Source organism: Halosolutus amylolyticus (assembly GCF_023566055.1).
GTDB lineage: Archaea > Halobacteriota > Halobacteria > Halobacteriales > Natrialbaceae > Halosolutus > Halosolutus amylolyticus.
On record NZ_JALIQP010000004.1, the window covers coordinates 442,834 to 464,245 of the forward strand.

Genomic DNA, 21,412 nt, shown 5'->3' on the forward strand with positions numbered 1-21,412 from the left:
GTGGAACCGTCGCGACACGCGCTCGTCTTCTCTTTCGCGATCGATCGCCGGCGCGTGCGTCTACCGTCCGGTCCCGGAACGGCCGCCGAACGGATCGTGCTCGAACCGATCCCCGACCGGCCGCGTTCGACCGACTGACGAAAAGACATTACTATCCCGAGAGTGTCCACCCGAATATGCCGCTTCAGACGCCGCCGTTGCGTGGGATTCACGACGACCGGGGGGCGAAGTTCACGGAGTTCGGCGGCTGGGACATGCCAGTCGAATTCGACTCGATTCGTACCGAACACGAGGCCGTTCGCACCGATACGGGGAAGTTCGACGTCTCCCACATGGGCCAGATTCACGTCACCGGCCCCGACGCGACGACGCTGATGCAACGGCTCACGTCGAACGACGTCACGCGACTCGACGTCGGCGACTCGCAGTACGCGACCATCACGAACGAGGACGGCGTCATCATCGACGACACCGTGGTCTATCGGCTCCCGGACGGGGATGGCGATCGATCGGACGGAAGCGGCGACCCGACGTATCTCTTCGTCCCCAACGCGGGGACCGACGAGGCGACCCACGAACGCTGGATCAGCTACCGGAACGACTTCGACCTCGAGGCGACCGTCGACAACCGGACCGACGAGTACGCGATGTTCGCGGTCCAGGGACCGTCGGCCCCCGACCTGGTCGAAGAGGCGACCGACGAGTCGATCACCGACCTGTCGCGGTTCGAGGCCCAGTACGCGACGATCGACGGCGTCGACTGCTGGACGGCGCGCACCGGCTACACGGGCGAGGATGGGTTCGAACTGATCGTCCCCTGGACCGAAGCCGAGCGCATCTGGTCGCTGTTCGACTGCCAGCCCTGTGGGCTCGGTGCCCGCGACACGCTCCGGATCGAGGCGGGCCTCCTGCTTGCGGGCCAGGATTTCGACCACGAGGACGATCCCCGGAACCCCTACGAGGCCGGCATCGGCTTCACGGTCGCTCTCGATACCGAGTTCGTCGGCCGCGACGCCCTGGCGGCGGTCGACGAGGAGGGCGTCGACGAGAAGTTGGTCGGCTTCCAGCTGATCGATCGGGGCGTCCCCCGGCACGGCTACGACATCACCACCACCGAGAGCCGCGTCATCGGGTCGGTCACCAGCGGGACGATGAGTCCGAGCCTCGAGAAACCGATCGGCCTCGGCTACGTCCCGGTCGAGTACGCCGATCCCGGCACGACGTTGCAGGTCGTCGTCCGCGGCCAGTCGAAAAAAGCAAGAGTTGAACCCCTTCCCTTCATCGATACGGTATAACGACTATGAGTTTCGAAATTCCCGACGACCGGCAGTACCAGGAATCGCACGAGTGGGCAGAAGAAACCGACGGCGTCGTCCGCGTCGGCATCACCGACTTCGCACAGGACGAACTCGGCGACGTCGTCTTCGTCGAACTCCCCGACGAGGGCGACGCGGTCACCCAGGACGAGGAGTTCGGCGTCATCGAGTCGATCAAGGCGGTGTCGGATCTCTACGCCCCGGTCAGCGGCGAGGTCGTGGCGATCAACGAGGCCCTGTTCGACGCGCCGGAACTCGTCAACGACGATCCGTTCGGCGAGGGCTGGATGCTCGAGATCGACGCCGACGACGCGGACGAACTCGACGCCCTCCTGTCCGCCGACGAGTACGAGGACCAGATCGCCTGATACGGATTGCTGTACCGATGCACCGGCGCAACCGCCGCCCGGATCGCGGTTGCGCTGGAACTGACGTACAGTAAGCCGTATGAATCGACCGTCCGCATTCGGTCACTCGTCGGACGACGATCGGTTGATCAGCATCAGCACGGTCCCGACGAGAGCGATCATCGCGACGCTCCAGAGGAGCCAGCCGATCGCCGCGTCGACGACGGCGACGATCGCGAGCGTCGCGAGGAAGACGATGGCGACCGCAATCGTCAGTCGGTCGGCCCGATCGAGCGGTTGGCGGCGGTCGGTCACGGCAGCGGGGTCACTCGAGGGAGACGAGGTGGTCGAGCAACTCCTCTAGCGGTTCGGTCGTGACGGCCAGCGAGTAGCCGTCGATCCGCGCCAGGTCGGCGGCGTGGTCCCACAGGTCGGGTTCGTCGATCCCGTGCAGGATGACGGCGTTCGGTGTCGGGTTGACCACGCGCAACGCGACCAGCGGCGATTCGCCGCGCGTGACGCCCGTAAACACGAGTACGCGGTTCGTACTCTGGCCGTAGAGCCGGAAGAACTCCTCGCTGGAGAGCCGGGTGATCGCCTGGATGCTGTCGATGACCGTGTGGCCGCTGATCCGATCGGTGGCCCCGCTCGCGATCTCGGTCGCGTCGATCGCGTCGTACAGCCGCGCCAGTGGGATCGACGTCGCGTACTCCCGCAGGTCGTAGACGACGTCGCTCTCGAACCCGGCCGACAGTACGCGGCCGTACTGTCGAATGCGATCCCCCCCGCGGCGTTCGTCGATCGCGAGCAGGCCGTAGACGAGTCGGCTCACGACGCCGATCCCGGGACTCTCGCGGCGCCCGCTCTCGTAGTCGGAGATGACCGACGAGGAGACGTCGATCTCCGCCGCCAGGTCGGTCTGGGAGACGCCGAAATCGGTTCGCCACTTGCGTAACGTGGCACCGGGCTCGGTACTCAGCGTGATCTCCCCGGCAATCTTCTCTGCGAGTTCTCGTTTCGGTCCGCGTCCGCCCATGTGCGTCGGTTGCGTGGTCGCGTCAAGTAGCTTCTGAAGATCGATCGGGAGTACAGCAGGGCCAGACCTCTCGTGTCGCCCTCGCCCTCCGAGAGACGGGAGTACCTTGAATATCGGTACCAGAACACGAACTCCATATGCCCTCGGTTCTCGTCCACGTCGCCCTCGCCGGTCTCCTCGGGACCGCGTTGCTCGGCGAGCGGTTCGATACGAAGGCGATCCTCGCCGTGATGGTCGTGACGGCGGCGATCGATCTCGACACCGTGATCGGCATCTACGTTCCCGGCGCTCACCGCGCGCTCTTTCACAACGTCTGGCTCGTGCTCGTTCCCGCCGCGGTGCTGTACTGGGACGGACATCTCCATTCGACGTCGGTCGTCCGCGCGCGCTGGGGTGCCTACGGCACCCGCGTCCTCTGGGTCATCCTCGTTACGGTGCTGTTCGCACACGTCCTGCTGGACGCGTTCTACAACGGCGCGAATCTCCTCTGGCCGCTCCACGATCGGTTCTACGATCTCTCGGACTAGATCATCCTCTCTACCGAGCGCGGGATCGAACAGACGTTCGTCGAGTTCGACGACGGTAACGGGCGGATCACCGAGTCGACGGCCCGCGGCACAACCCGGGATACGTACTACTCGACCGGGTTCAACCCGACGCCCGGAGAGCCCGCCGCGGGCGCGGAACGGACGTTCCCGATCGCGGACACGGGGGAACTGTTCGTGCTCACGGTCGCGGGACTCGGGACGGTACTCTTTCGGATCGCAGAAACGCGTCGCACGTCCGAGAACGAATGACCGCTCTCGCCGTCAGGAGAACCGTCGTTCCAGGAACAAAAGCGGGACCCTCATACGCATCGTTGTAACGTGTTACCGGTGATCGCCGCCCCGGTCGGGCGATCACCGGGAACGAATCACAACCGACCGTATCAGGCGTTGTTCATCCGCTGGCTCTCGCGGTTGCCACAGCGCTGGCACTCCCGGACGCGGTAGGGTTCGCGCGAATACTGGGCGTTCTCGCCGCCTCCTGCCTCGGTCACGAGCTGGACCGACACCTCGTGTAGCGTATCGGTGTCGCATACGGCACACGGTTCGGTCATCCCGTTTGACACACCATCTGTCGTTGCCATACCGGCCCATCACACCGGTCCGTCATATAGCACTGCCAGTGGCTTCGGACGAGGAGAAGGGGTATATATAGGTATTTTCGCATCGTGAGAATACCCCCCGGAACGGGAGCGGTCGATCCCGTCGCTGGCCGTTCGCGTTCGATCGACCGAAAACATATCAGGAGAGAACCATTACGGGGAGAAGTGACGGTTCGAAAACTGGGAAAGTCTTTTGCTCCATCTCTCTATAGGAACTGCACATGGATGACGAGTCCTCCATCGAAGACATTCTCGACATGATCGGGGACGAACACGCCAGGACCGTCCTCGCCTCGATCAGCCGCGAACCCTGTTCGGCGAAGGAACTGGCGGACCGACTCGACCTCTCACAGCCGACGATCTATCGACGCCTCGAACTCCTCGAAGACTACGACCTCATCAAGCATCGGACCCTCGTCGCGGACGACGGGAACCACTACAAGGAGTTTCAGTCCAACTTCAACAGCACGGTCATCTCGCTGGAAGACGACGAGTACGACGTGCGGATCTTCCGCGAAGAAAACCTCCCGGACCGGTTTTCGCAGCTCTGGGACGAACTCGGTGCAACCTAGGAGCGACGATGAGCCACAACGATAGCCACGACCTACTGTGTCCGGGAGGTATCGAGCCATGAACGAGATCGCGGAGGCCGTCCTGATGATGATGCAGATGGTCGTCTTCGCGCTCGCGCTGGGACTGACCCTCATCAGCTTCCAGTCGTACCGGAAGAACCAGTCGAAGCGACTGGAATCCGCGTTCATCGGCTTCGCGTTCCTCAGTATGGGCGTCGCACTCACCACGATCGTTTCCCAGGTGCCGTCGCTGTCGGTCCTGTTCCGAATCGTCGAGACGATCCCGTTCATCATCGGGTTCGGGATGCTCTACCTGTCGCTGTACCGGTGACGTGCCCGCCCGGCGACACGGGCACGCGAGCGCCCGAACAGTGAAGCCCCCGCGGTTCGAGTCGACCCGATATGCCATCGACGGTCGTCCACGTCGCGTTCGCGGGAGTGATCGGGGTCGCGTTGCTCGGCGACGAGTTCGATACCCGGGCGATCCTGATCGTGATGGGGTGTACCGCCCTCCTCGATCTGGATACGCTGATCGGAATCGTCGTCCCCGGAACGCACCGCGCGGCGTTGCACAACGTCTGGATCGTGCTCGTTCCCGCCGCCGTCGTGCTCTGGGACGCCACAGTCCGCGAGAAGTCCGCCCTCCGCGATCGGTGGGGCGACTACGGTCACCGCGTCGCGTGGGCCACGCTCGCGGCGGTGCTGTTCGCACACGTCCTCTTCGACGCCTTCTTCAACGGCGTCAACCTCTTCTGGCCGCTCCACGATCGCTTCTACGATCTCTCCGGGGAGTTGCTCGTGACCGACCAGCGCGGGGTCGTCCAGACGTTCGTCGAACTCGAGACCGGTGACGTCGCCGAGTCGACGGCCCGCGGCACGACCGAGAACACTCACTACCGGACGGGGGTCGATCCGACGCGGGACGACCCCGCCACGGGCGTCGAGCGGGTCTTTCCGATCGCCGCGACCGGTGAGCGGTTCGTGCTCACCGTCGCCGGATTGCTGACGGTTCTCGTGCGGGTCGTCGAGGATCGACGATCGGAGTGAGCGAGGACGCCGCCGGGATCGAACCGGGTCAGGGACGGTCGTCTTCGCTCGCCGACGGCGGGTCCGTCGTCTCCACGCGCTTACGGAGCCACCCGATCGCGTCCGCGACCGTTCCGGGATCGGTCCCCGAGACGCGGATCCGGCCGGGTCGGTGCTCGCTCCGGGGATAGCTCCCGACCGCGACGTCGAACCGATCGGTGACCGCTTCGAGCGCGTCGTGAAGCGCTCCTTCGGGGGCCGGCGTGTACAGCGTTTCCGCGGTCGCATCGCCACGGAACTCGTCGGCCACCTGCTCGAACATGGCTCGCATCTCGTCGGGGATACCCGCGAACGCGTAGACGTTCCCGGCGATACAGCCCGGCGCCCAGCCCTCGTCGATCACGATCGGCGTCGCGCCCGCGGGGATCGAGGCCGCGGCGTCGACGTCGAGTTGCAGGTCGTACTCCGCGACCAGGTCCGGGTTCTCCTCGCGGAACGCGGCCGCTTTCTCGACGAGGCGCTCGCGGATCCCCTCGTGGACCACGAGGTCGCGCCCGAGACCGTCGGCGACGGCCTCGACCGTCACGTCGTCGGGGGTTCCGCCGATCCCGCCGGTGACGATCACGGCGTCGAACGCGTCCGCCCAGCGGTCGATGGAGTCGGCGATGAGGGCCCGATCGTCGGGGATCGTCAGGATCCGTTCGACCGAACTCCCGCGATCGGTGATCCGCTCGGCCAGCCACGACGCGTTCGTATTCGTCGTCGTTCCGGCCAGCAACTCGTCGCCAACGGTGACGATCGCGACGTTCATGAGCGGCCTTCGGTATGCGGGCAGTTATCGTCTCCGGGTTCGACGGGGACCGCTTCCGGGGGACCGAGGTCACTCGCTACTGACGAGACTGGGGCGAGCGCTTGCGGCACGGTTTTGTAAGCCCTGTGCCAAGTGTCCGTATGATCGTGGTTACTGGCGATGGGACTGCCAGTGCATCTCGTCCACCGATCGGCGACCGCCGGTCGCCCGGATCGGCCGGACGAATCAGTCGAATCGAGCGTCGAAGACGGAGTGTGCCCGCCCCGGTACCGGCGCAGCCGGGTCGATCGACGTCGGCGAGGGGAGGCCGATGGTAGACCTCGCGTTCTCGCTGGGTCGCCTCGCGTTCGCGTTCTTCCTGGTCTTCCTGAACGGCTTTTTCGTCGCGGCGGAGTTCGCGTACGTCCGGATCCGGCCGACCCAGATCGACGCGCTCGTCGAGGAGGGCCGGCGGTCGGCGAAACTCCTCCAGGAGGCCGAGGAGAACCTGGACGACTACCTCGCGACCACCCAACTGGGCATCACGATCGCGTCGCTGGGGCTGGGGTGGGCCGGCGAACCGGCGATCGCCTCGCTCATCGAACCCGTCCTCGGATCGGTGCTGCCGGCGGGATCGATCCACCTGGTCGCGATCGCGATCGGGTTCGGCATCATCACGTTCCTGCACGTCGTCTTCGGGGAACTCGCGCCGAAGACGCTCGCCATCGCCGACGCCGAACGGATCGCGCTCTTGGTCGCCGCGCCGATGAAGTTCTTCTACTACGTCTTCCTCCCCGGCATCGTCGTGTTCAACGGGACGGCGAACTTCTTTACGCGACTCATCGGCGTCGAGCCGGCCTCCGAGAGCGACGAGAGCCACAGCGAGGAAGAGATCCTGCGCATCGTCTCCCGGTCGGGCCAGCAGGGAGCCGTCGACATGAACGAGGTCGAGATGGTCGAGGCGGTCTTCGATCTGGGCGAGACGATCGCCCGCGAGGTGATGGTCCCGCGGCCGGACGTCGTGACCGTCCGCGCGGGAATGCCCCTCTCGGAACTGCGCGGCGTCGCCGCCAGCGGGACCTACACCCGGTTTCCCGTCGTCGACGAGGACGCCGATCAGCCCGTCGTCGGGTTCGTGCACGCGAAAGACGTGCTTCAGGCCATCGAGGCCACGGATCGAACCGACGATCCGACTGCACGCGACCTCGCACGAGAGGTGATCATCGTCCCCGAAACCCGCCGGATCGACGAGGTCCTCACCGAGTTCCGCACGCAGAACGTCCAGCTGGCGGTCGTGATCGACGAGTGGGGTGCCTTCGAGGGCATCCTGACCATCGAGGACGTCATCGAGGAGGTCGTCGGCGAGATCCAGGACGAGTTCGACACCGCGGCGATGGTGCCCTCGATCGACGAACTCGCGGACGGACGCTACGCCATGGACGGCGGCGTCACGCTCGCGGCGGTAAACGACCTCCTCGAAACCGAATTCGAGAGCGACGCGTTCGACACGATCGGCGGGCTGGTGTTGCACCGCCTCGGTCGTCCGCCCGAAGTCGGCGACGCGATCGAGGCCGACGGCTACGAGGTGACCGTCGAAGCGGTGGAAGGGACGCGCGTCTCGCGGGTGATCGTGGCCGAAGCCGTCCCGGAAGCCGAAGGATCGTCCGAGTGAGATCGATTCCGGGACCGGATCGGGTCACTCGATCGCGTTCGATCGTCTCCAGCGACGACGCGTACGAGGAGTTCACACCTCGTCTCGGTCTTGTAGACAGCCGCCGAGGAGTGAGGCTCCGCAACCACTAAACGCGACTCGCACCAACCTGTGGCCAATGAGTGACTGGACGGAGACGTACCGCCCGACGACCCTGTCGGAGGTACGCGGGAACAACAAGGCCCGCGACAAACTGAAGGAGTGGGCCGAGACCTGGGACGAGCACCGGGACGCGGTGATCGTCCATGGCAGTCCCGGCGTCGGGAAGACCTCGGCCGCCCACGCGCTGGCCAACGACATGGGGTGGCCCGTGATGGAACTCAACGCCAGCGACAGTCGCGGGGCCGACGTGATCGAACGGATCGCCGGCGAAGCCGCCAAAACCGGGACCCTCACGGCAGGCGGTGCGGGCCGCCGACTCGTCGTCCTGGACGAGGCGGACAACTTCCACGGGAACGCGGACTACGGCGGTTCGCGGGAAGTCACGCGGGTCGTCAAGGACGCCAACCAGCCGATCGTCCTCGTGGCCAACGAGTTCTACGACATGAGCCAGTCGCTTCGCAGTGCCTGCGAGACGATCGAGTTCCGGGACGTCTCGAAGCGATCGATCGTGCCCGTCCTGCGGGACATCTGCCGACGGGAAGGGGTCGAGTACGAGGACGAGGCGCTCGAGGCGATCGCCGAGAACACGAGCGGCGACCTCCGATCGGCGGTCAACGACCTGCAGGCGGTCGCCGAGGAGGCCGATCGGCTGACCGTCGAGGACGTGGTCACGGGCGAGCGCGACACCACCGAGGGGATCTTCGACTACCTCGACGCGCTGATCAAGGAGGAAGACGCCGAGGGGGCGCTCCGGGCGTCCTACGACGTCGACGAGACGCCGGACGACCTGCTCAACTGGATCGAGGACAACGTCCCGAAGGACTACGAGGGAGCCGAACTCGCGGACGCGTACGAGTTCCTCTCGAACGCCGATCGCTGGCTCGGCCGCGTCCGGGCCACGCAGGACTACTCCTACTGGCGGTACGCGACCGACAACATGACCGCCGGCGTCGCCGCCTCGCGCCGCGAACCGAAAGGCGGCTGGACCCGGTACGGCCCGCCGAGCTACTGGTCGAAACTCGGGCGAACCAAGGGGACCCGGAACACCCGGGACGCGATCGCCGAACGCATCGCCGAGCGCGAGGGAACGAGCGTCGCGACGGCCCGCCGCGAGATTCTCCCCTTCCTCTCGGCGATGACCCACCACTGCAAGAACCGCGATCTCACCGTCCGGATGGCCGCGATCTACGACCTCGACGAGGGGGACGTCTCGTTCGTCACCGGCAGCGGGAAAGACACCAACAAGGTCGAGTCGATCGTCGAGGACGCCCAGGAACTGCGTGACGAAGAGACGGTCGCTCACTCCGGGAACGCGTTCTTCGAGGCCGGTGACGCGAGCGACGGGGACGCCACCGAGTCGTCGGCGACGGCGGGAGACGGCGCTACCGGCACGGAGAACGGGGAGAGCCAGCAAACCCTCACCGCCACGACCGAGTCGAATGAGGACGCCGACGAGGGTGCGTCGGCGGAACCCGAGTCGGCCGACGACCCGGACGACGACCAGTCCGGACTGACGGACTTCATGTAGCTCGGGCTCGCGATCGGGTCGTCGTCACGCCCTCGGTTGGAAATTTGCGGGCCGTTCAACTCGGTTTTATTAGCCCGGAATATGTCGAGATATAGAGTGATCGACACTATTACGTCGATGACTGATGACAGTACTCGACGGTGAGCGGTTACCGATGAACGATTACAAGTGCCCCCTCTGTACGGACACGTACGGCGAGCAGACGAATCTTCAGGTCCACCTCGAGGTGGAACACCGGAAATCGGAGATCGTCTCCTCACTCATCGACGCCCTCGATGCAGGGACCGAATCCGGCGTCGAGAACGAACAGCGGCCGACCCCGCCAGTCTAGAACTCGCCCGCCGAGAGCCGATCGCGAAACGCCGGTGAGAACGCGTCGCGAACACCCTCGGCCAGTCGCCGTGGATCGGACCCCGAGAGCCGCGGCACCGTCTCGACCGGTACCCCCGTCAGCCGTTCGAGTTCGGCCGGATTCGTCCGTTCCGCGACCGTCGCACCCTCGTACTCGTTGCAGACGATGCTACGGACCGGGACGCCGCGACGACGGAGCGCCTCGACCGACAGCGCCGTGTGATTCAGCGTGCCCAGTCCCGATCGCGTGACGACGATCGCCGCGGCCGAACAGTCCGCGACGAGGTCGATCACTTCGCTGTCGCCGGCCAGCGGCACGCGAAGGCCGCCGATCCCCTCGAGGAGCGGGACCGGCGTCGCGTCGATCGCCTGGTGGCAGGCGGCGAGGATCGACTCGTAGGTGAGCGTCTCGCCGGTTTCCTCGGCGGCGACCCGCGGCGCGAGCGGCGGCTCGAGATACCGGGGACAGATCGCCGCGTCGTCGTCTTCGCAGGCCTCGGCGACGAAGCCCGCGTCGTCGTCCGGCGGATGGCCGGTCTGGGCGGGCTTGACCGCCCGGGCCTCGAACCCCTCCTCGCGGAGCCAGCGCGTGAGTCCCGCTGTGACGACGGTCTTGCCGACGCCGGTGTCGGTGCCGACGACCGCGATCGGCGTGTCGGCATCCGCGTTCGCGTCCGTCACAGCAACCCGACCTCCTGACCGGCGGCCTGGAACGCCTCGAGACAGGCCACGACATCGTCGGTGTCGTGGGTCGCCATCGGCGCGACGCGGATCCGGCTGGTCCCCTCGGGGACGGTCGGCGGCCGGATCGCCGGCGCGACGACGTTCCGATCCCGGATCGCGTCGGCCAGGGCGAGCGCGTCGCCCCGATCGCCGACCATGACGGGGAGGATCTGGGAGTCCCCAAGCACCGTAAAGCCCATCGACTCCAGTCCGTCCCGGAGGTGGGAGACGTTCTCCCAGAGTCGTTCCCGGGCGCTCCCGTGACGCGCGACGTGTAACGCTTCGCTCGCGGCCGCGGCGGCCGGCGGATTCAGCCCCGTCGAGAAGACGAACGATCGGGCGTCGTTGATCAGACACTCGATCAGGGCGTCGCTGCCGGCGACGTAGCCGCCCTGGCTGGCGAGCGTCTTCGACAGCGTCCCCAGCTGGATCTGGACCCGGTCGGCGAGCCCCTCCGCCTGCACGACGCCGCCACCCTTGGCGTAGAGGCCGGTCGCGTGGGCCTCGTCGACCATGACCCACGCGCCGACCGCCTCGGCGGCGTCACAGATCGCCTCGAGCGGCGCGACGGTGCCGTCCATGCTGAACACCGAGTCGGTGACGATCAGCCACGATTCCGTCTCGGCCTCGGGGCGATCGGCACGCGCTTCGAGCTTCGACCGCAGGCTCGCGGCGTCGCAGTGGTCGTAGACGACGATATCGGCTCCCGAGAGCCGGCAGCCGTCGACGATACTCGCGTGATTGTACTCGTCGGAGAAGATGACGTCCGGGGACAGTGCCGCGATCGTCCCCACGTTGGCGGCGTACCCCGAGGAGAACGCGAGCGCGCGATCGGTCCCCTTGGTCTCGGCGAGTTGCCGTTCGAGGTCGCGGTGGACCAGGGTATCGCCGGTTACGAGGCGGCTGGCCCCCGCTCCCGTGCCGACCGTCGCGGCGGCCTGTCGGGCCGCATCCTGGATGCGCTGGTCGTCGGTCAACCCGAGATAGTTGTTCGATGCGAAGACCAGTGCTTCGTCGGCCTCGAGCACCGGCAGGTCGCCGCCCGACGGCGCCGCGAAGTAGCCGCGCTCGGCGACCCGATCGGCGGGAGCCAGCGCTCGCTTCAGGTCGTTCGCCTCGAGGTCGCCGAGTCGCCCCTCCAGGTCGAACCCGCGGTCGCGATCGTCCATTCGAGTGAATCGAGTCAACGACGTGATTTGACTTTCACGGTTCCGATCGACGCGATCGGAGCTGGACTCATAATGAGCATACTATCGGATTATATCCGTCACAGGTCCGATTTCGAACAGAGATAGCTGAACTGGCCGGTATGGAGACGTACCTACTGATCACAGTGAATCTCTTCGGAGGGAGGCGCCACGCCTTGTCCAATCAGGATAGAGGTAGAATCAACGAGTATAGAGCACTCAATCAGCAAAACCTGCACACAGAGAGGGGGCTCTTAGTCGCTTATCCAAGCCTCTTTGCACTCGTTGCTACAGAACGAGATCGGAGAGACGTTGCCACCGTCAGTTACGATGTCGACGATCGGTGGGGGATCGGCGTTGCTGTACTCTGCCCCGCATTGGACACAACCCTTCCAGAAATCCGGTCTGTCGCTCGTCATTCTACTCTCTCACTGCGACTTGTCCGTCACCGGAAACGCACACTTGGTATCCGTGATAGGCGAACTCGGCAGTTACATTCTCGTCAGCTCGAACGAGTTTGTCGAGGGCATCCGGGTCGATCACTGTGGCCAGTGGTTGCAATTCCAGCGGTGACGTTCCTTCTGCATCGGCAACGGCGGTGACAATGGCCTCTGTGATCGAATCAGGCTCTCGGAGGGTTATCCATGAGGTCGTAGTGGTTTGCGCGGGGTTCACAGCAGTACGAAGACAGCCATGTATAAAAATCCCGGCATAGATAGTTCGATACTTCACGTTAATAGTTCTATAGATGGAGATTTCGAAGTACTATAGCAGTATTATGTTGAGTCTCCATACCATCTCGCAACCTCACTTAAAGGGAGCGAGAGTGCTTCGAGAATGACTCTATTCACAGCTATTCTTCGGAAATCTCGAAATAGTACTCTCGAAACTCATGGAGTATCGGTAGTCTCATGGAGCCGGACCGACAAGCCCGATTGTGACCGAGTACAACCTCGATGACGTAGACAAGCAGTTGCTCAAGCTTCTTCAGGAGAATGCTCGGTCCAAGGCAATCGAACTGGCTGAAGAGATCGGCGTCTCCGACAACACCATTCACAATCGGATGGAACGGTTGGAGAACGCTGGCATCATCACCGGGTATACGACGACTATTGACCGCGACCTAACGGGCCTCCGTCTCTACTTTCATTTCAGCTGTACGGCCCGTATCAGTGACCGCTCCGACGTGGCCGAGAAGGCACTGGCTCTTCCGCAAGTCACCGAAGTGACCGAACTAATGACCGGCCAAGAGAACCTTCACATCAAGGCGATCGGATCCGAAAACAGGGACATTACCCATGTTGCCGAACAACTCGACAATCTCAACCTCGAGATTAACGACGAGAATCTCGTTCGGGCTGAACACGCGATCCCGCTCGACTATGTAGAGGTGATGGACCAGCTACCGATCGAACAGTGAATTATGTAACGAGGCGCTTCTCGACACAGTTCTAAACGATTCGCGCTTCGTCTGTACAATAACACTTGGTTCCCCCGAATCTTACGTGAGAAACCGCGCCGGCGCGTCAGAAGCCGGGCATCAGTTCGGCCGGCCCGAAGACGCCGTACTCGCCGGCACGATTTCGCCGAACGCCGGCCTTCAGGTAGCCCAGCGCGGGCCCGTTGACGTTCGCCTCCATGCTCGTCGCGTCGTCGAGCTGGAAGGTGTTCGTCGCCGTCTCGCCGTCGAAGGTCGTTCCCATCACGGAGACGGTCGTCGTCGTCGGCTTCTCGTCGCTCTCGACGTCGAGCACACCGCCGACGCTGACGTCGTCGGCGTCGCAGATCCCTGCGCGCTCGAGCAATACGTCGTCGGCGTGTTCCATGTCCTCGAACTCGATGACGCCGTCGTGGGCGTCGATGATCGCTTCGATCTCCTCGTCCGTGAGGTCGCGGGCGGTCTCGATGTCGTACTCCGGGAGGTGTGCGATGTCCTCGCGGACGGTACCGCGGTTGTCCTCGTACCCGGATTTGAGCCCGACGCCCCAGTGGATGTCGACGTCCGTCACCTCGACGAACGACTGGGCCGCCAGCGCGGCAGCGCCGGTGAGGAAGCCGGGGGTCGCGCCCGCGCCGCAGACGAACGTGATACCCTGCTCTTCGAACGCCTCGCTCCGATCGTCGAGCATGTCGATCACGCGCGATCGCTTGAGCACGTCGATCATGACGCCCGAGTAGCCGCCCTCGACGAACCGATCGGCCACACGCGGGATGAAGTCGTGTTCGTAGTTCGGCAGTGCGAGCAGGACGGCGTCGATCCGATCGCCGTGGTCGATAATATCTTGGATGGGGTCCTCGCTGGGCCGGGCCTGCGCGGAGGCGACGACGCCCCGGTCCTCGCCGTGCTGTTTGATGCCGCCCTCGCCCTCGGCGGCGGCCGCACCGGTTCCGCCGTCCGTCGCAACTTCGCTGTCGATATTCCCCTCCGTCGCCGCCAGCAGTTCGTCGACGTCCAGTCCGTCGGCGTCGATCGCGGTCCCGTGGCGATCGCAGGCCGCGACGGGGGTGAGTGCGTCCTTGTGCTGGCTGACTTCGAGCGTTCGTCGTCCGATACCGCCGGTTCCGAGTACCGCAAACGTGATTTCGTCCATAGCTGTCGGTGTCGTGGTGAGTCGTCGATCAGTTAGTCGTCGGTTGCGCCGCTAGTCGTCGCTCGGTTCCGCGCCCGCACTCGCCGCCGTCTCGGTCGACGACTCCGTCGACGCGCCGTGACGGTCCTTCACCGCCTCGGGATCGAAGTCGTTGACCTCCCGGTTGGGTTCCAGCCCGGCCCGTTCGACGATCTCGATGTCCTCGCCGGGGGACTGGCCCTCCGTCGTGAGGTAGTCGCCCGTCAGCAGGCCGTCCGCGCCCGCCTCCAGGGGCAGGTGTTGCTCGCCGGGATCGAGGTTGGCCTCGCGACCGCCGGTGAGTCGCACCCGCGACTCGGGGTGGAGCAGTTTGTACACCGCGACCGTCTTGACGATCTCCTCGGTCGTGATGTCGACGCCCCGTTCGTACAGCGGCGTGCCCGGGACCGGGTTCAGGACGTTCACCGGGAGCGAAGAGATGCCGATCTCCTGCAGGGCGATCGCGGCCTCGACCCGATCGGTGGGCGTCTCGCCCATACCGAGGATGACGCCCGCACAGAGGTCCATGCCGGCCGCCTTGGCCACTTCGAGCGTCTTCACCCGATCCTCGAAGGAGTGGGTGTCGACGATCTCGGGGAAGTACCGCGGAGAGGTTTCGATGTTGTGATTGTAGTGATTGATCCCCTCGTCTGCGAGGATCGCGGCCTCTTCCTCGGTGAGAATCCCGAGCGAGGCGTCGACCTCGAGGTCGCACTCGTCCCGGACGAGTCGGATCGACTCGAGAACCTCAGCCCACTCATCGGGCCGGTGTTCCTTCGAGACGCCCTTCTCGGCGACGACGATCCCGAACCGCTGTGCGCCGTCGCGTTCGGCGCGCTTCGCGGCCTCGAGGATCTTCTCCGGGCCGAGAAAGCCGTAGGTATCGATACCGGTGTCGAAGTGGACCGACTGCGCACAGAAGCCACAGTCCTCGGCGCAGTTGCCCGCCTTCGCGTTGACGATCGAGCAGGCGTCGACCGTGCCGTCACCGAAGTGGTCGCGCACGACCGCCCCGGCTTCTGCGAGCGGGTCGACCGGCTGGGCCATCAGCGCGAGCCCGTCGGTCCGATCGAGTCGCTCGCCGGCCAGGACCCGCTCGAGCGCGCCGTCGACCGTCTCGTTGTTCGTCTCGTAAACCACGACTCGAACGTCGGTTGACGAACCTATAACTGTTGGGGACCGTCACGGCATTTGCACGTTCGGACCCCGAGACTATCGAATTACTCGTCTTCGAGTTCTCTCGTCGAGACCTCGTAGGTGTTGCCGTCGTACTCGTAGTGACCGTCCTCGCGGCTACCGAATATCGGGCTGGTCCCGTTGAACTCCTCGAGTCGGACCCGATCGGCGTCGTGGTCGCGGGCGAGTGCGACGACGTCCCGTAACTGGTCGTTCCGGAGCAACGTCTCGGTGACCAGCGGAGTTCCGGCGACGTCGTCGTCGGTCCGAACGAGTTCGTACGCGCCCGGTCGCGTGTATTCGCTCTCGGGGTCGCCCCGGTCGGACGTGGCGACGAGCGTGTCGTCCTCCCACTCGGTGCTCGTAATCGCGTTCGTCGGCGTCGGCGCGAGGTCGTCCGCGTCGAGTTCGAACCGCGCACAGAACCCGATCGTCCCGTCGTACGGGCCGTCGTCGAACCAGCCTCGCGTTCCGAAGGCGTACGTTCCGCCACCGAGGCCAGCGATCGGGTCGCGCCCGGTGCTCGCTTCGCGTACGGACGCCCCGTCTTCGACGCCCGCGTTGTCGACCCTGAGATCCCAGTCGTGCGTCCCGCCGGGTTGGAGGGTGGAGAGCGGTTCGTTCCATCCCAGCGGTGCGACGTAGTGCCACCGATCGTCGACCCACTTGTGGAGGTGCCAGCGGTACGGGTTGTGCAAGAATTCGCTGTCCGTCTCGTTGTGTAGCGTGAACGTGATCCGTTCGTTCCCGGCGATCGTCTCGGCCGACGGGACGAGGTGGATCGCGGTCTCGTCGGGATCGATCTCGTGGGCGGCGACGACCCGATCGACGTCGTACTCGGGACACCCGTCGGGGGAGTCCCCGCCGGGCGGGAGCGACGGGTCGCCGTTCGATGCCTGTCCGTCGTCGTCATCGGCTGGATCGTCGTCGGAGGTCGAATCGCTCAGGTCGCCGAGGCAGCCGGCGATCGCGACGGCACCTGTCGCTGCGAGGAGGGCACGGCGTGTCGGGCGGCGCATACTCGTTCCTGTTAGTGAGAGTAGTAAATACTTTGTCTCGATTGCAAGTCCCAAAAGAATTGAATAGTGTCACCAGATACCACTGATCATGGTCGTTCGTATCTCCGAAGATCGGTTCGAGAATCTTCCGTCGTTCGACTACGATCCCCACTACGTCGACGTGGGGGACGTTCGGATGGCGTACGTCGAGGCGGAGCCGTCACCGGAGGCCGGCGATGCCGACGAGACGTTCCTCTGTCTCCACGGCGAACCCACCTGGTCGTTCCTCTATCGCAAGATGATCCCGCGGCTGGCCGATCGGGGCCGCGTGATCGCCCCCGATCTGATCGGCTGTGGCCGATCGGACAGGTACGAGGACCGAGAGGCGTACACGGTCGAGATGCACTACGACGCCGTCGAGACGTTCGTCGCGGAGCTCGACCTGACGAACGTTACGCTCGTCTGCCAGGACTGGGGCGGGTTACTCGGTCTCGCGCTCGCAGCGCACCGGCCCGATCGGTTCGCGCGGCTGGTCCCGATGAACACGGGGCTCCCGGACGGCACGCAAGAGATGCCCCCGATCTGGCACCAGTTCGCGGACCTCGTCGCGACGGCCGACGACCTCGACGTGGGGCGATTGATCGAGAACGGGACCTACAACGACCTCTCCGAAGACGTCCGTGACGCCTATCGCGCCCCCTTCCCCGACGAGCGCTACATGGCGGGCATCCGGACGTTCCCGGGCCTGGTCCCCCAGTCGCCCGACGATCCCGGTGCCGAACTGTTCGCGACCGCCCGCGATCGACTCGCCGAGTGGGAGAAGCCGGCGTTCGTGCTCTTCGCCGAGAACGATCCCATCACCTACGCGAATCGCGATCCGATGCGCCACCTGTTGCCGACCGCTGACGATCAGCCCGACGTCTGGATCGAGAACGCCGCACACTTCCTGCAGGAAGACGCCGCCGAGGCGATCGCCGATCGGATCGTCGACTTCGTCGATCGAACGTGAGGCCCTCTAACTCGACTGGCGAGACGTGTTTCTCACCTGTCCCACCCGCCACGTGCCCACCAGCGATCTGGAGCGGTGTCACCGATTGACCGTCCTCTCTCGTGCAACGAGAATCGATATATCGAGACACTTCTCCGAGCGCTGGTAAACGGATGTCAAATTCGATGGGTTCCAGAACGGGGCGACGGCCACCACACTCATGCCTCAGGTGTATCACTCGTGGCAACTGACAAAAATTCCAAAAATTAAAGGGATGTGATAATCTATTGGTACTGAACGACTGTATGACCGACAGTACCGCAGACAAAACCGCGAGGGATGGGGCGTTCGAAGCGGGGCCGAGTGCGGACGAACTGTTCGGCGAGATCGAGGAGTCGGTCGAGGGGGGATCGACCGATCGCGAGGCCGACGACGCGTCGACGGACGGCGACGCGATCGAGGACCAGACGGCCGCAGACGTCTTCGACCAGCTCCGGTCGGACGTGGGGGACGACACCGACGACGTGCTCGCGAACGAGAGTCCCGAGGACATCATCGCGAGTGCGGACGATCCGGCGCCAGAGACGACCGTCGACGACGACCTGCTGATGGACGAGGACGCGCTCGAGGACCTCTTGCTCACCGGACGAACGAAGGAAAAAGAGTTCCTCTGGGTGGACTCGGGAGCCGAGGACGACGGGTCCGATGTCGAATCGACCACCGCGGCCGATTTGAGCGACGGGGCCGCCGAGGCCGACGCGAACGATCGGACCTACGAGGGGGCGTTCGAAGACCCCGACGATCCGGACGACGTCGAGGACGAATCGCCTGCTACCGATTCGAACGGAGACGAGTCCGACCAGTCGCCGTCCGGTGGCTCGATCCTGGTGTCGGACGAAGACCGGGCCGGACCGACCGACGAGTCCTCGTCCGACGCACCTCCGTCGAACGGTGACGAGGACTCGAACCCTGGCGTCGCGGCCGACGACGACGTCAAACACGCACTCGGCGACGAGGACGAGGCCAACGCCGAATCGACGTCCGATCCGGAGGCCGACAGGACAGCGCCCGATGCGGCGGCGGACGACGCCGACGAAACCTCGCTGGTCGTCCAGGACGACGAACAGAGCCTCGCAAAACCCCAGGACGAGGGGTCGTCGGGATTCTTCGGCTGGCTCCGATCGAAACTCGGCGGACTGTTCTAGATTCGACGCCGACACGTTCCACGGCGGGCGCGGACGATCGGTTCGTCCGTTTCCACTGTCGGTTCGGCGCCGTTCGACGCGCCACCGCGGTTGGTCCGTTTCGACGTCCGCTCGCTGGCGCTCGATCGAAACGCGCCGGTGGAGAACGAATCGGAAAGAGAGCGGATATCGAGAACGGCGAGCGCAGCGTTAGTCGAGGAACTCCTCGATGTGGTCGGCGACTTCCTCTGGCGTGTCGCCGACGGGGACGCCCGCGTCGTTGAGCGCGTTGATCTTGCTCTCGGCGGTCCCGGTACCCGAACCGGAGACGATCGCGCCGGCGTGGCCCATGCGCTTGCCCGGCGGGGCGGTGCGGCCGGCGATGAAGCCGGCGACGGGCGTGTCGACGTGCTCGTCGATGTAGGCGGCGGCCTCCTCCTCGTCTTCGCCGCCGATCTCACCGCACATGACGATCGCGTCCGTCTCGTCGTCGTTCTCGAACAGTTCGAGGGCGTCGACGAAGTCGGTTCCGATGATCGGGTCGCCGCCGATACCGATCGCGGTGGTCTGGCCGATGCCGCGGTTGGTCAGGCTGTCGACGACCTGGTAGGTCAGGGTGCCCGATCGGGAGACGAGGCCGACGTTCCCCTCGGCGAAGATGTTGCCGGGGAGGATGCCCAGTTTGGCCTCGCCGGGCGTGATGAGACCGGGGCAGTTCGGCCCGATGAGTCGGGTGTCGGTCTCGGAGAGACGCTTGTTGACCCGCGCCATGTCCTGGGTCGGAATGCCCTCCGTGATGGCGACCGCGAGGTCGAGTCCGGAGTCGAGCGACTCGAAGATGGCGTCGCCCGCGAACGCCGGCGGGACGAAGATGACCGAGGTGTCGGCGTTCTCCTCTTCCACGGCTTCGTGGACCGTGTCGTAGACGGGGACGCCGGCGGCTTCCTGGCCGCCCTTGCCGGGGACCGCGCCGGCGACGACGTTGGTACCGTACTCCATCATCTGTTCGGCGTGGAACTTGCCTTCCCCGCCGGTGATGCCCTGTACCACGACGCGCGTGTCGTCGTCGACTAGTACACTCATGCTTCTACCTCCTCAGCGTACTCGACGGCACGCTGGACTGCGTCCTCCAGGGTCTGTTCGACCGTCACGAGGTCCTCGTTGAGAATCTCCATGCCTTCCTCCCAGTTCGTGCCGGCCAGTCGGACGACGACCGGCTTCGGAATCTCGTCGAACTGTTCGAGGGCCTCGTTGATCCCCTTGGCGACCTCGTCGCCGCGGGTGATCCCGCCGAAGATGTTGAAGACGACGCTCTCGACGTTGTCGTCGGAGAACACCATGTCGAGGGCGTTCGCGATGCGGGCGGCCTTCGCGCCGCCGCCGACGTCCAGGAAGTTCGCGGGTTCGCCGCCGTAGTGGTCGACGAGGTCGAGCGTCGTCATCACGAGCCCGGCACCGTTGCCGATGATCCCGACGTTGCCCGAGAGTCGGACGTAGTCGAAGCCGTACTCGTCGGCCTTCTGCTCGAGTTCGTCGCCACCCGCGGCCTCCTCTTCCATCTCCGCGAGTTCGGGCTGGCGGAACAGCGCGTCCTCGTCGATGTTCATCACGGCGTCGGCCGCGATGACCTCGTCGTCGCTCGTGACCATCAGCGGGTTGATCTCGGCGTCAGCGCCGTCACGACTCTCCCAGAGGTCGTACAGCGTCATGAGGACGTTCGAGACGTCCCGCGCGACGGACCGATCGACGCCCGCGTCGTAGACGGCCTTGCGGGCCTGGTAGGGGTGCATCCCGAACGAGGGATCGATGTGCTCGCGCGCGATCGCGTCGGGGTCTTCCTCGGCGACCTCCTCGATGTTGACGCCGCCGCGGGTCGAGACCATCGCGACCGGCTTGCCCTCGCCGCGGTCCATCGTGATCCCGACGTAGAGTTCGTTCGTGAAGTCGACCGCTTCCTCGACGAGGACGCGGTCCACGTGGTAGCCCTTGAGATCCATCCCGAGAATCGAGTCGGCCGCGTCGCGGGCCTCCTCCTCGTCCTCGACGAGTTTGATCCCGCCGGCTTTCCCCCGGCCGCCGACCTGGACCTGCGCTTTCACTGCTACTGGGTACCCGATCTCCTCGGCCGCGGCGACGACGCCGTCGACGTCGGAGGCGAGTTGAGACGCCGGCGTCGGAATCCCGGCGTCGGCGAAGACCTGCTTCGCCTGATACTCGTGTAATTTCATGGCCATTCGAACGGGTGTTCCGCCGTTGCTTAAATCCTGCCAGTTTCTACTCGCGGACGGCGTTCGTCTGACAGGTAGTGGCGTGCGACGCCGGCCGACGCATCTCCGTGCTGTTACACTCGTTGTACGTTTGGAATGTAAACTACTAGAGTGTGTGTAAGCGGGCTGGCCGATCGACGCGACGGCCGAGGACCGGGGGAGACGACCAGTGACACCGAAGCGCTTGACTCCGTACAGTTCCAAGCGGTGACAACCGGTGTCTCCTGGTAGCGCGTTCCCACTCGATCGTCGTCCCGGATCCACGGGGGGCGAATCCCGTCCCCGATGCGGTCCCGCCGAGTACCGCGTGTCCGACGCGGGCGTCGATCGGGACGGGGGAACGCCACTGGTCGT

Annotated in this window: 24 protein-coding genes and 1 pseudogene; 12 read left to right on the forward strand and 13 right to left on the reverse strand. The window is 65.1% G+C overall.

Features of this window, described 5'->3' with window-relative positions; genetic code table 11:
• The first annotated feature begins 176 nt into the window (after positions 1–176).
• Together gcvT and gcvH are read left to right on the forward strand one after the other, a co-directional pair.
• Positions 177–1,295 (forward strand): glycine cleavage system aminomethyltransferase GcvT, encoded by a 1,119-nt coding sequence (gene gcvT / locus MUN73_RS17455; RefSeq protein WP_250141789.1) that lies wholly within the window; start codon positions 177–179, stop codon positions 1,293–1,295.
• 5 nt (positions 1,296–1,300) lie between these two features.
• Positions 1,301–1,684, forward strand: a complete 384-nt coding sequence (gcvH, locus tag MUN73_RS17460; protein WP_250141790.1) for a glycine cleavage system protein GcvH — start codon at positions 1,301–1,303, stop codon at positions 1,682–1,684.
• 102 nt (positions 1,685–1,786) lie between these two features.
• On the opposite strand, the gene MUN73_RS17465 is transcribed toward gcvH, so the two are convergent.
• Positions 1,787–1,978: a hypothetical protein gene (locus tag MUN73_RS17465; protein WP_250141791.1), complete on the reverse strand. Its 192-nt coding sequence runs from the start codon at positions 1,976–1,978 to the stop codon at positions 1,787–1,789.
• Positions 1,979–1,988: 10 nt separating this feature from the next.
• The gene (locus MUN73_RS17470; protein ID WP_250141792.1) at positions 1,989–2,699 is read right to left on the reverse strand and encodes a helix-turn-helix domain-containing protein; all 711 of its coding nucleotides are present in this window, start codon (positions 2,697–2,699) and stop codon (positions 1,989–1,991) included.
• 137 nt (positions 2,700–2,836) lie between these two features.
• Between MUN73_RS17470 and MUN73_RS17475 the strand changes: the two are divergent.
• Positions 2,837–3,496, forward strand: a pseudogene (locus MUN73_RS17475) (metal-dependent hydrolase).
• A gap of 131 nt (positions 3,497–3,627) precedes the next feature.
• On the opposite strand, the gene MUN73_RS17480 reads toward MUN73_RS17475, so the two are convergent.
• Entirely contained in the window at positions 3,628–3,828 is a 201-nt protein-coding gene (locus tag MUN73_RS17480) for a DUF7835 family putative zinc beta-ribbon protein (RefSeq protein WP_250141793.1), read from the reverse strand.
• Positions 3,829–4,067: 239 nt separating this feature from the next.
• Here MUN73_RS17480 and MUN73_RS17485 point away from each other — a divergent pair, with 239 nt between their 5' ends.
• The 3 genes from MUN73_RS17485 (at position 4,068) to MUN73_RS17495 (ending at position 5,465) form a co-directional block, all read left to right on the forward strand.
• Positions 4,068–4,418, forward strand: coding sequence for an ArsR/SmtB family transcription factor (locus tag MUN73_RS17485; RefSeq protein WP_250141794.1), 351 nt, complete (start codon positions 4,068–4,070; stop codon positions 4,416–4,418).
• Positions 4,419–4,476: 58 nt separating this feature from the next.
• Positions 4,477–4,749 carry a DUF7521 family protein gene (locus MUN73_RS17490; RefSeq protein WP_250141795.1) on the forward strand — a complete coding sequence of 91 codons (273 nt, stop codon included), beginning with the start codon at positions 4,477–4,479 and terminating at the stop codon, positions 4,747–4,749.
• A gap of 71 nt (positions 4,750–4,820) precedes the next feature.
• Entirely contained in the window at positions 4,821–5,465 is a 645-nt protein-coding gene (locus tag MUN73_RS17495) for a metal-dependent hydrolase (RefSeq protein WP_250141796.1), read from the forward strand.
• 28 nt (positions 5,466–5,493) lie between these two features.
• On the opposite strand, the gene MUN73_RS17500 is transcribed toward MUN73_RS17495, so the two are convergent.
• On the reverse strand, positions 5,494–6,255 hold the full coding sequence (locus MUN73_RS17500; RefSeq protein ID WP_250141797.1) for a competence/damage-inducible protein A: 762 nt from the start codon (positions 6,253–6,255) through the stop codon (positions 5,494–5,496).
• A 310-nt stretch (positions 6,256–6,565) separates the two neighbouring features.
• Between MUN73_RS17500 and MUN73_RS17505 the strand changes: the two genes are divergently transcribed.
• From MUN73_RS17505 to MUN73_RS17515, 3 genes are all read left to right on the forward strand, one after another.
• Positions 6,566–7,906 carry a hemolysin family protein gene (locus MUN73_RS17505; RefSeq protein WP_250141798.1) on the forward strand — a complete coding sequence of 447 codons (1,341 nt, stop codon included), beginning with the start codon at positions 6,566–6,568 and terminating at the stop codon, positions 7,904–7,906.
• Positions 7,907–8,063: 157 nt separating this feature from the next.
• The gene (locus MUN73_RS17510; protein ID WP_250141799.1) at positions 8,064–9,575 is read left to right on the forward strand and encodes a replication factor C large subunit; all 1,512 of its coding nucleotides are present in this window, start codon (positions 8,064–8,066) and stop codon (positions 9,573–9,575) included.
• A gap of 124 nt (positions 9,576–9,699) precedes the next feature.
• Positions 9,700–9,906, forward strand: a complete 207-nt coding sequence (locus tag MUN73_RS17515; RefSeq protein WP_250141800.1) for a C2H2-type zinc finger protein — start codon at positions 9,700–9,702, stop codon at positions 9,904–9,906.
• Here MUN73_RS17515 and bioD read toward each other — a convergent pair.
• From bioD to MUN73_RS22710, 4 genes are all read right to left on the reverse strand, one after another.
• Positions 9,903–10,607 (reverse strand): dethiobiotin synthase, encoded by a 705-nt coding sequence (gene bioD, locus MUN73_RS17520; RefSeq protein WP_250141801.1) that lies wholly within the window; start codon positions 10,605–10,607, stop codon positions 9,903–9,905. The genes MUN73_RS17515 and bioD overlap by 4 nt on opposite strands.
• The gene (locus MUN73_RS17525) at positions 10,604–11,818 is read right to left on the reverse strand and encodes an aminotransferase class I/II-fold pyridoxal phosphate-dependent enzyme (RefSeq protein ID WP_250141802.1); all 1,215 of its coding nucleotides are present in this window, start codon (positions 11,816–11,818) and stop codon (positions 10,604–10,606) included. The genes bioD and MUN73_RS17525 overlap by 4 nt, the downstream gene beginning before the upstream one ends.
• A gap of 272 nt (positions 11,819–12,090) precedes the next feature.
• On the reverse strand, positions 12,091–12,255 hold the full coding sequence (locus MUN73_RS22795; RefSeq protein ID WP_425492732.1) for a DUF7576 family protein: 165 nt from the start codon (positions 12,253–12,255) through the stop codon (positions 12,091–12,093).
• A 1-nt stretch (position 12,256) separates the two neighbouring features.
• Positions 12,257–12,568 (reverse strand): HalOD1 output domain-containing protein, encoded by a 312-nt coding sequence (locus MUN73_RS22710; RefSeq protein WP_321575771.1) that lies wholly within the window; start codon positions 12,566–12,568, stop codon positions 12,257–12,259.
• Between the two features lie 205 nt (positions 12,569–12,773).
• Here MUN73_RS22710 and MUN73_RS17535 point away from each other — a divergent pair, with 205 nt between their 5' ends.
• Complete coding sequence (locus tag MUN73_RS17535) at positions 12,774–13,256, forward strand: Lrp/AsnC family transcriptional regulator (protein WP_250141804.1); 483 nt, start codon at positions 12,774–12,776, stop codon at positions 13,254–13,256.
• A gap of 106 nt (positions 13,257–13,362) precedes the next feature.
• Here the strand turns inward: MUN73_RS17535 and bioU are convergent, their stop codons facing one another.
• From bioU to MUN73_RS17550, 3 genes are all read right to left on the reverse strand, one after another.
• Positions 13,363–14,427, reverse strand: coding sequence for a (S)-8-amino-7-oxononanoate synthase BioU (bioU, locus tag MUN73_RS17540; protein ID WP_250141805.1), 1,065 nt, complete (start codon positions 14,425–14,427; stop codon positions 13,363–13,365).
• Between the two features lie 51 nt (positions 14,428–14,478).
• On the reverse strand, positions 14,479–15,585 hold the full coding sequence (gene bioB / locus MUN73_RS17545; protein WP_250141806.1) for a biotin synthase BioB: 1,107 nt from the start codon (positions 15,583–15,585) through the stop codon (positions 14,479–14,481).
• Between the two features lie 80 nt (positions 15,586–15,665).
• The gene (locus MUN73_RS17550; RefSeq protein ID WP_250141807.1) at positions 15,666–16,640 is read right to left on the reverse strand and encodes a hypothetical protein; all 975 of its coding nucleotides are present in this window, start codon (positions 16,638–16,640) and stop codon (positions 15,666–15,668) included.
• A gap of 88 nt (positions 16,641–16,728) precedes the next feature.
• Here MUN73_RS17550 and MUN73_RS17555 point away from each other — a divergent pair, with 88 nt between their 5' ends.
• The gene (locus tag MUN73_RS17555) at positions 16,729–17,628 is read left to right on the forward strand and encodes a haloalkane dehalogenase (RefSeq protein WP_250141808.1); all 900 of its coding nucleotides are present in this window, start codon (positions 16,729–16,731) and stop codon (positions 17,626–17,628) included.
• Between the two features lie 284 nt (positions 17,629–17,912).
• A complete protein-coding gene (locus MUN73_RS17560; protein ID WP_250141809.1) occupies positions 17,913–18,812 on the forward strand; it encodes a hypothetical protein in 900 nt (299 codons plus the stop codon).
• Positions 18,813–19,001: 189 nt separating this feature from the next.
• Here the strand turns inward: MUN73_RS17560 and sucD are convergent, their stop codons facing one another.
• A complete protein-coding gene (gene sucD / locus MUN73_RS17565) occupies positions 19,002–19,874 on the reverse strand; it encodes a succinate--CoA ligase subunit alpha (RefSeq protein WP_250141810.1) in 873 nt (290 codons plus the stop codon).
• Entirely contained in the window at positions 19,871–21,019 is a 1,149-nt protein-coding gene (gene sucC, locus MUN73_RS17570) for an ADP-forming succinate--CoA ligase subunit beta (protein ID WP_250141811.1), read from the reverse strand. Before sucC ends, sucD begins: the two co-directional genes overlap by 4 nt.
• Positions 21,020–21,412: the final 393 nt, after the last annotated feature.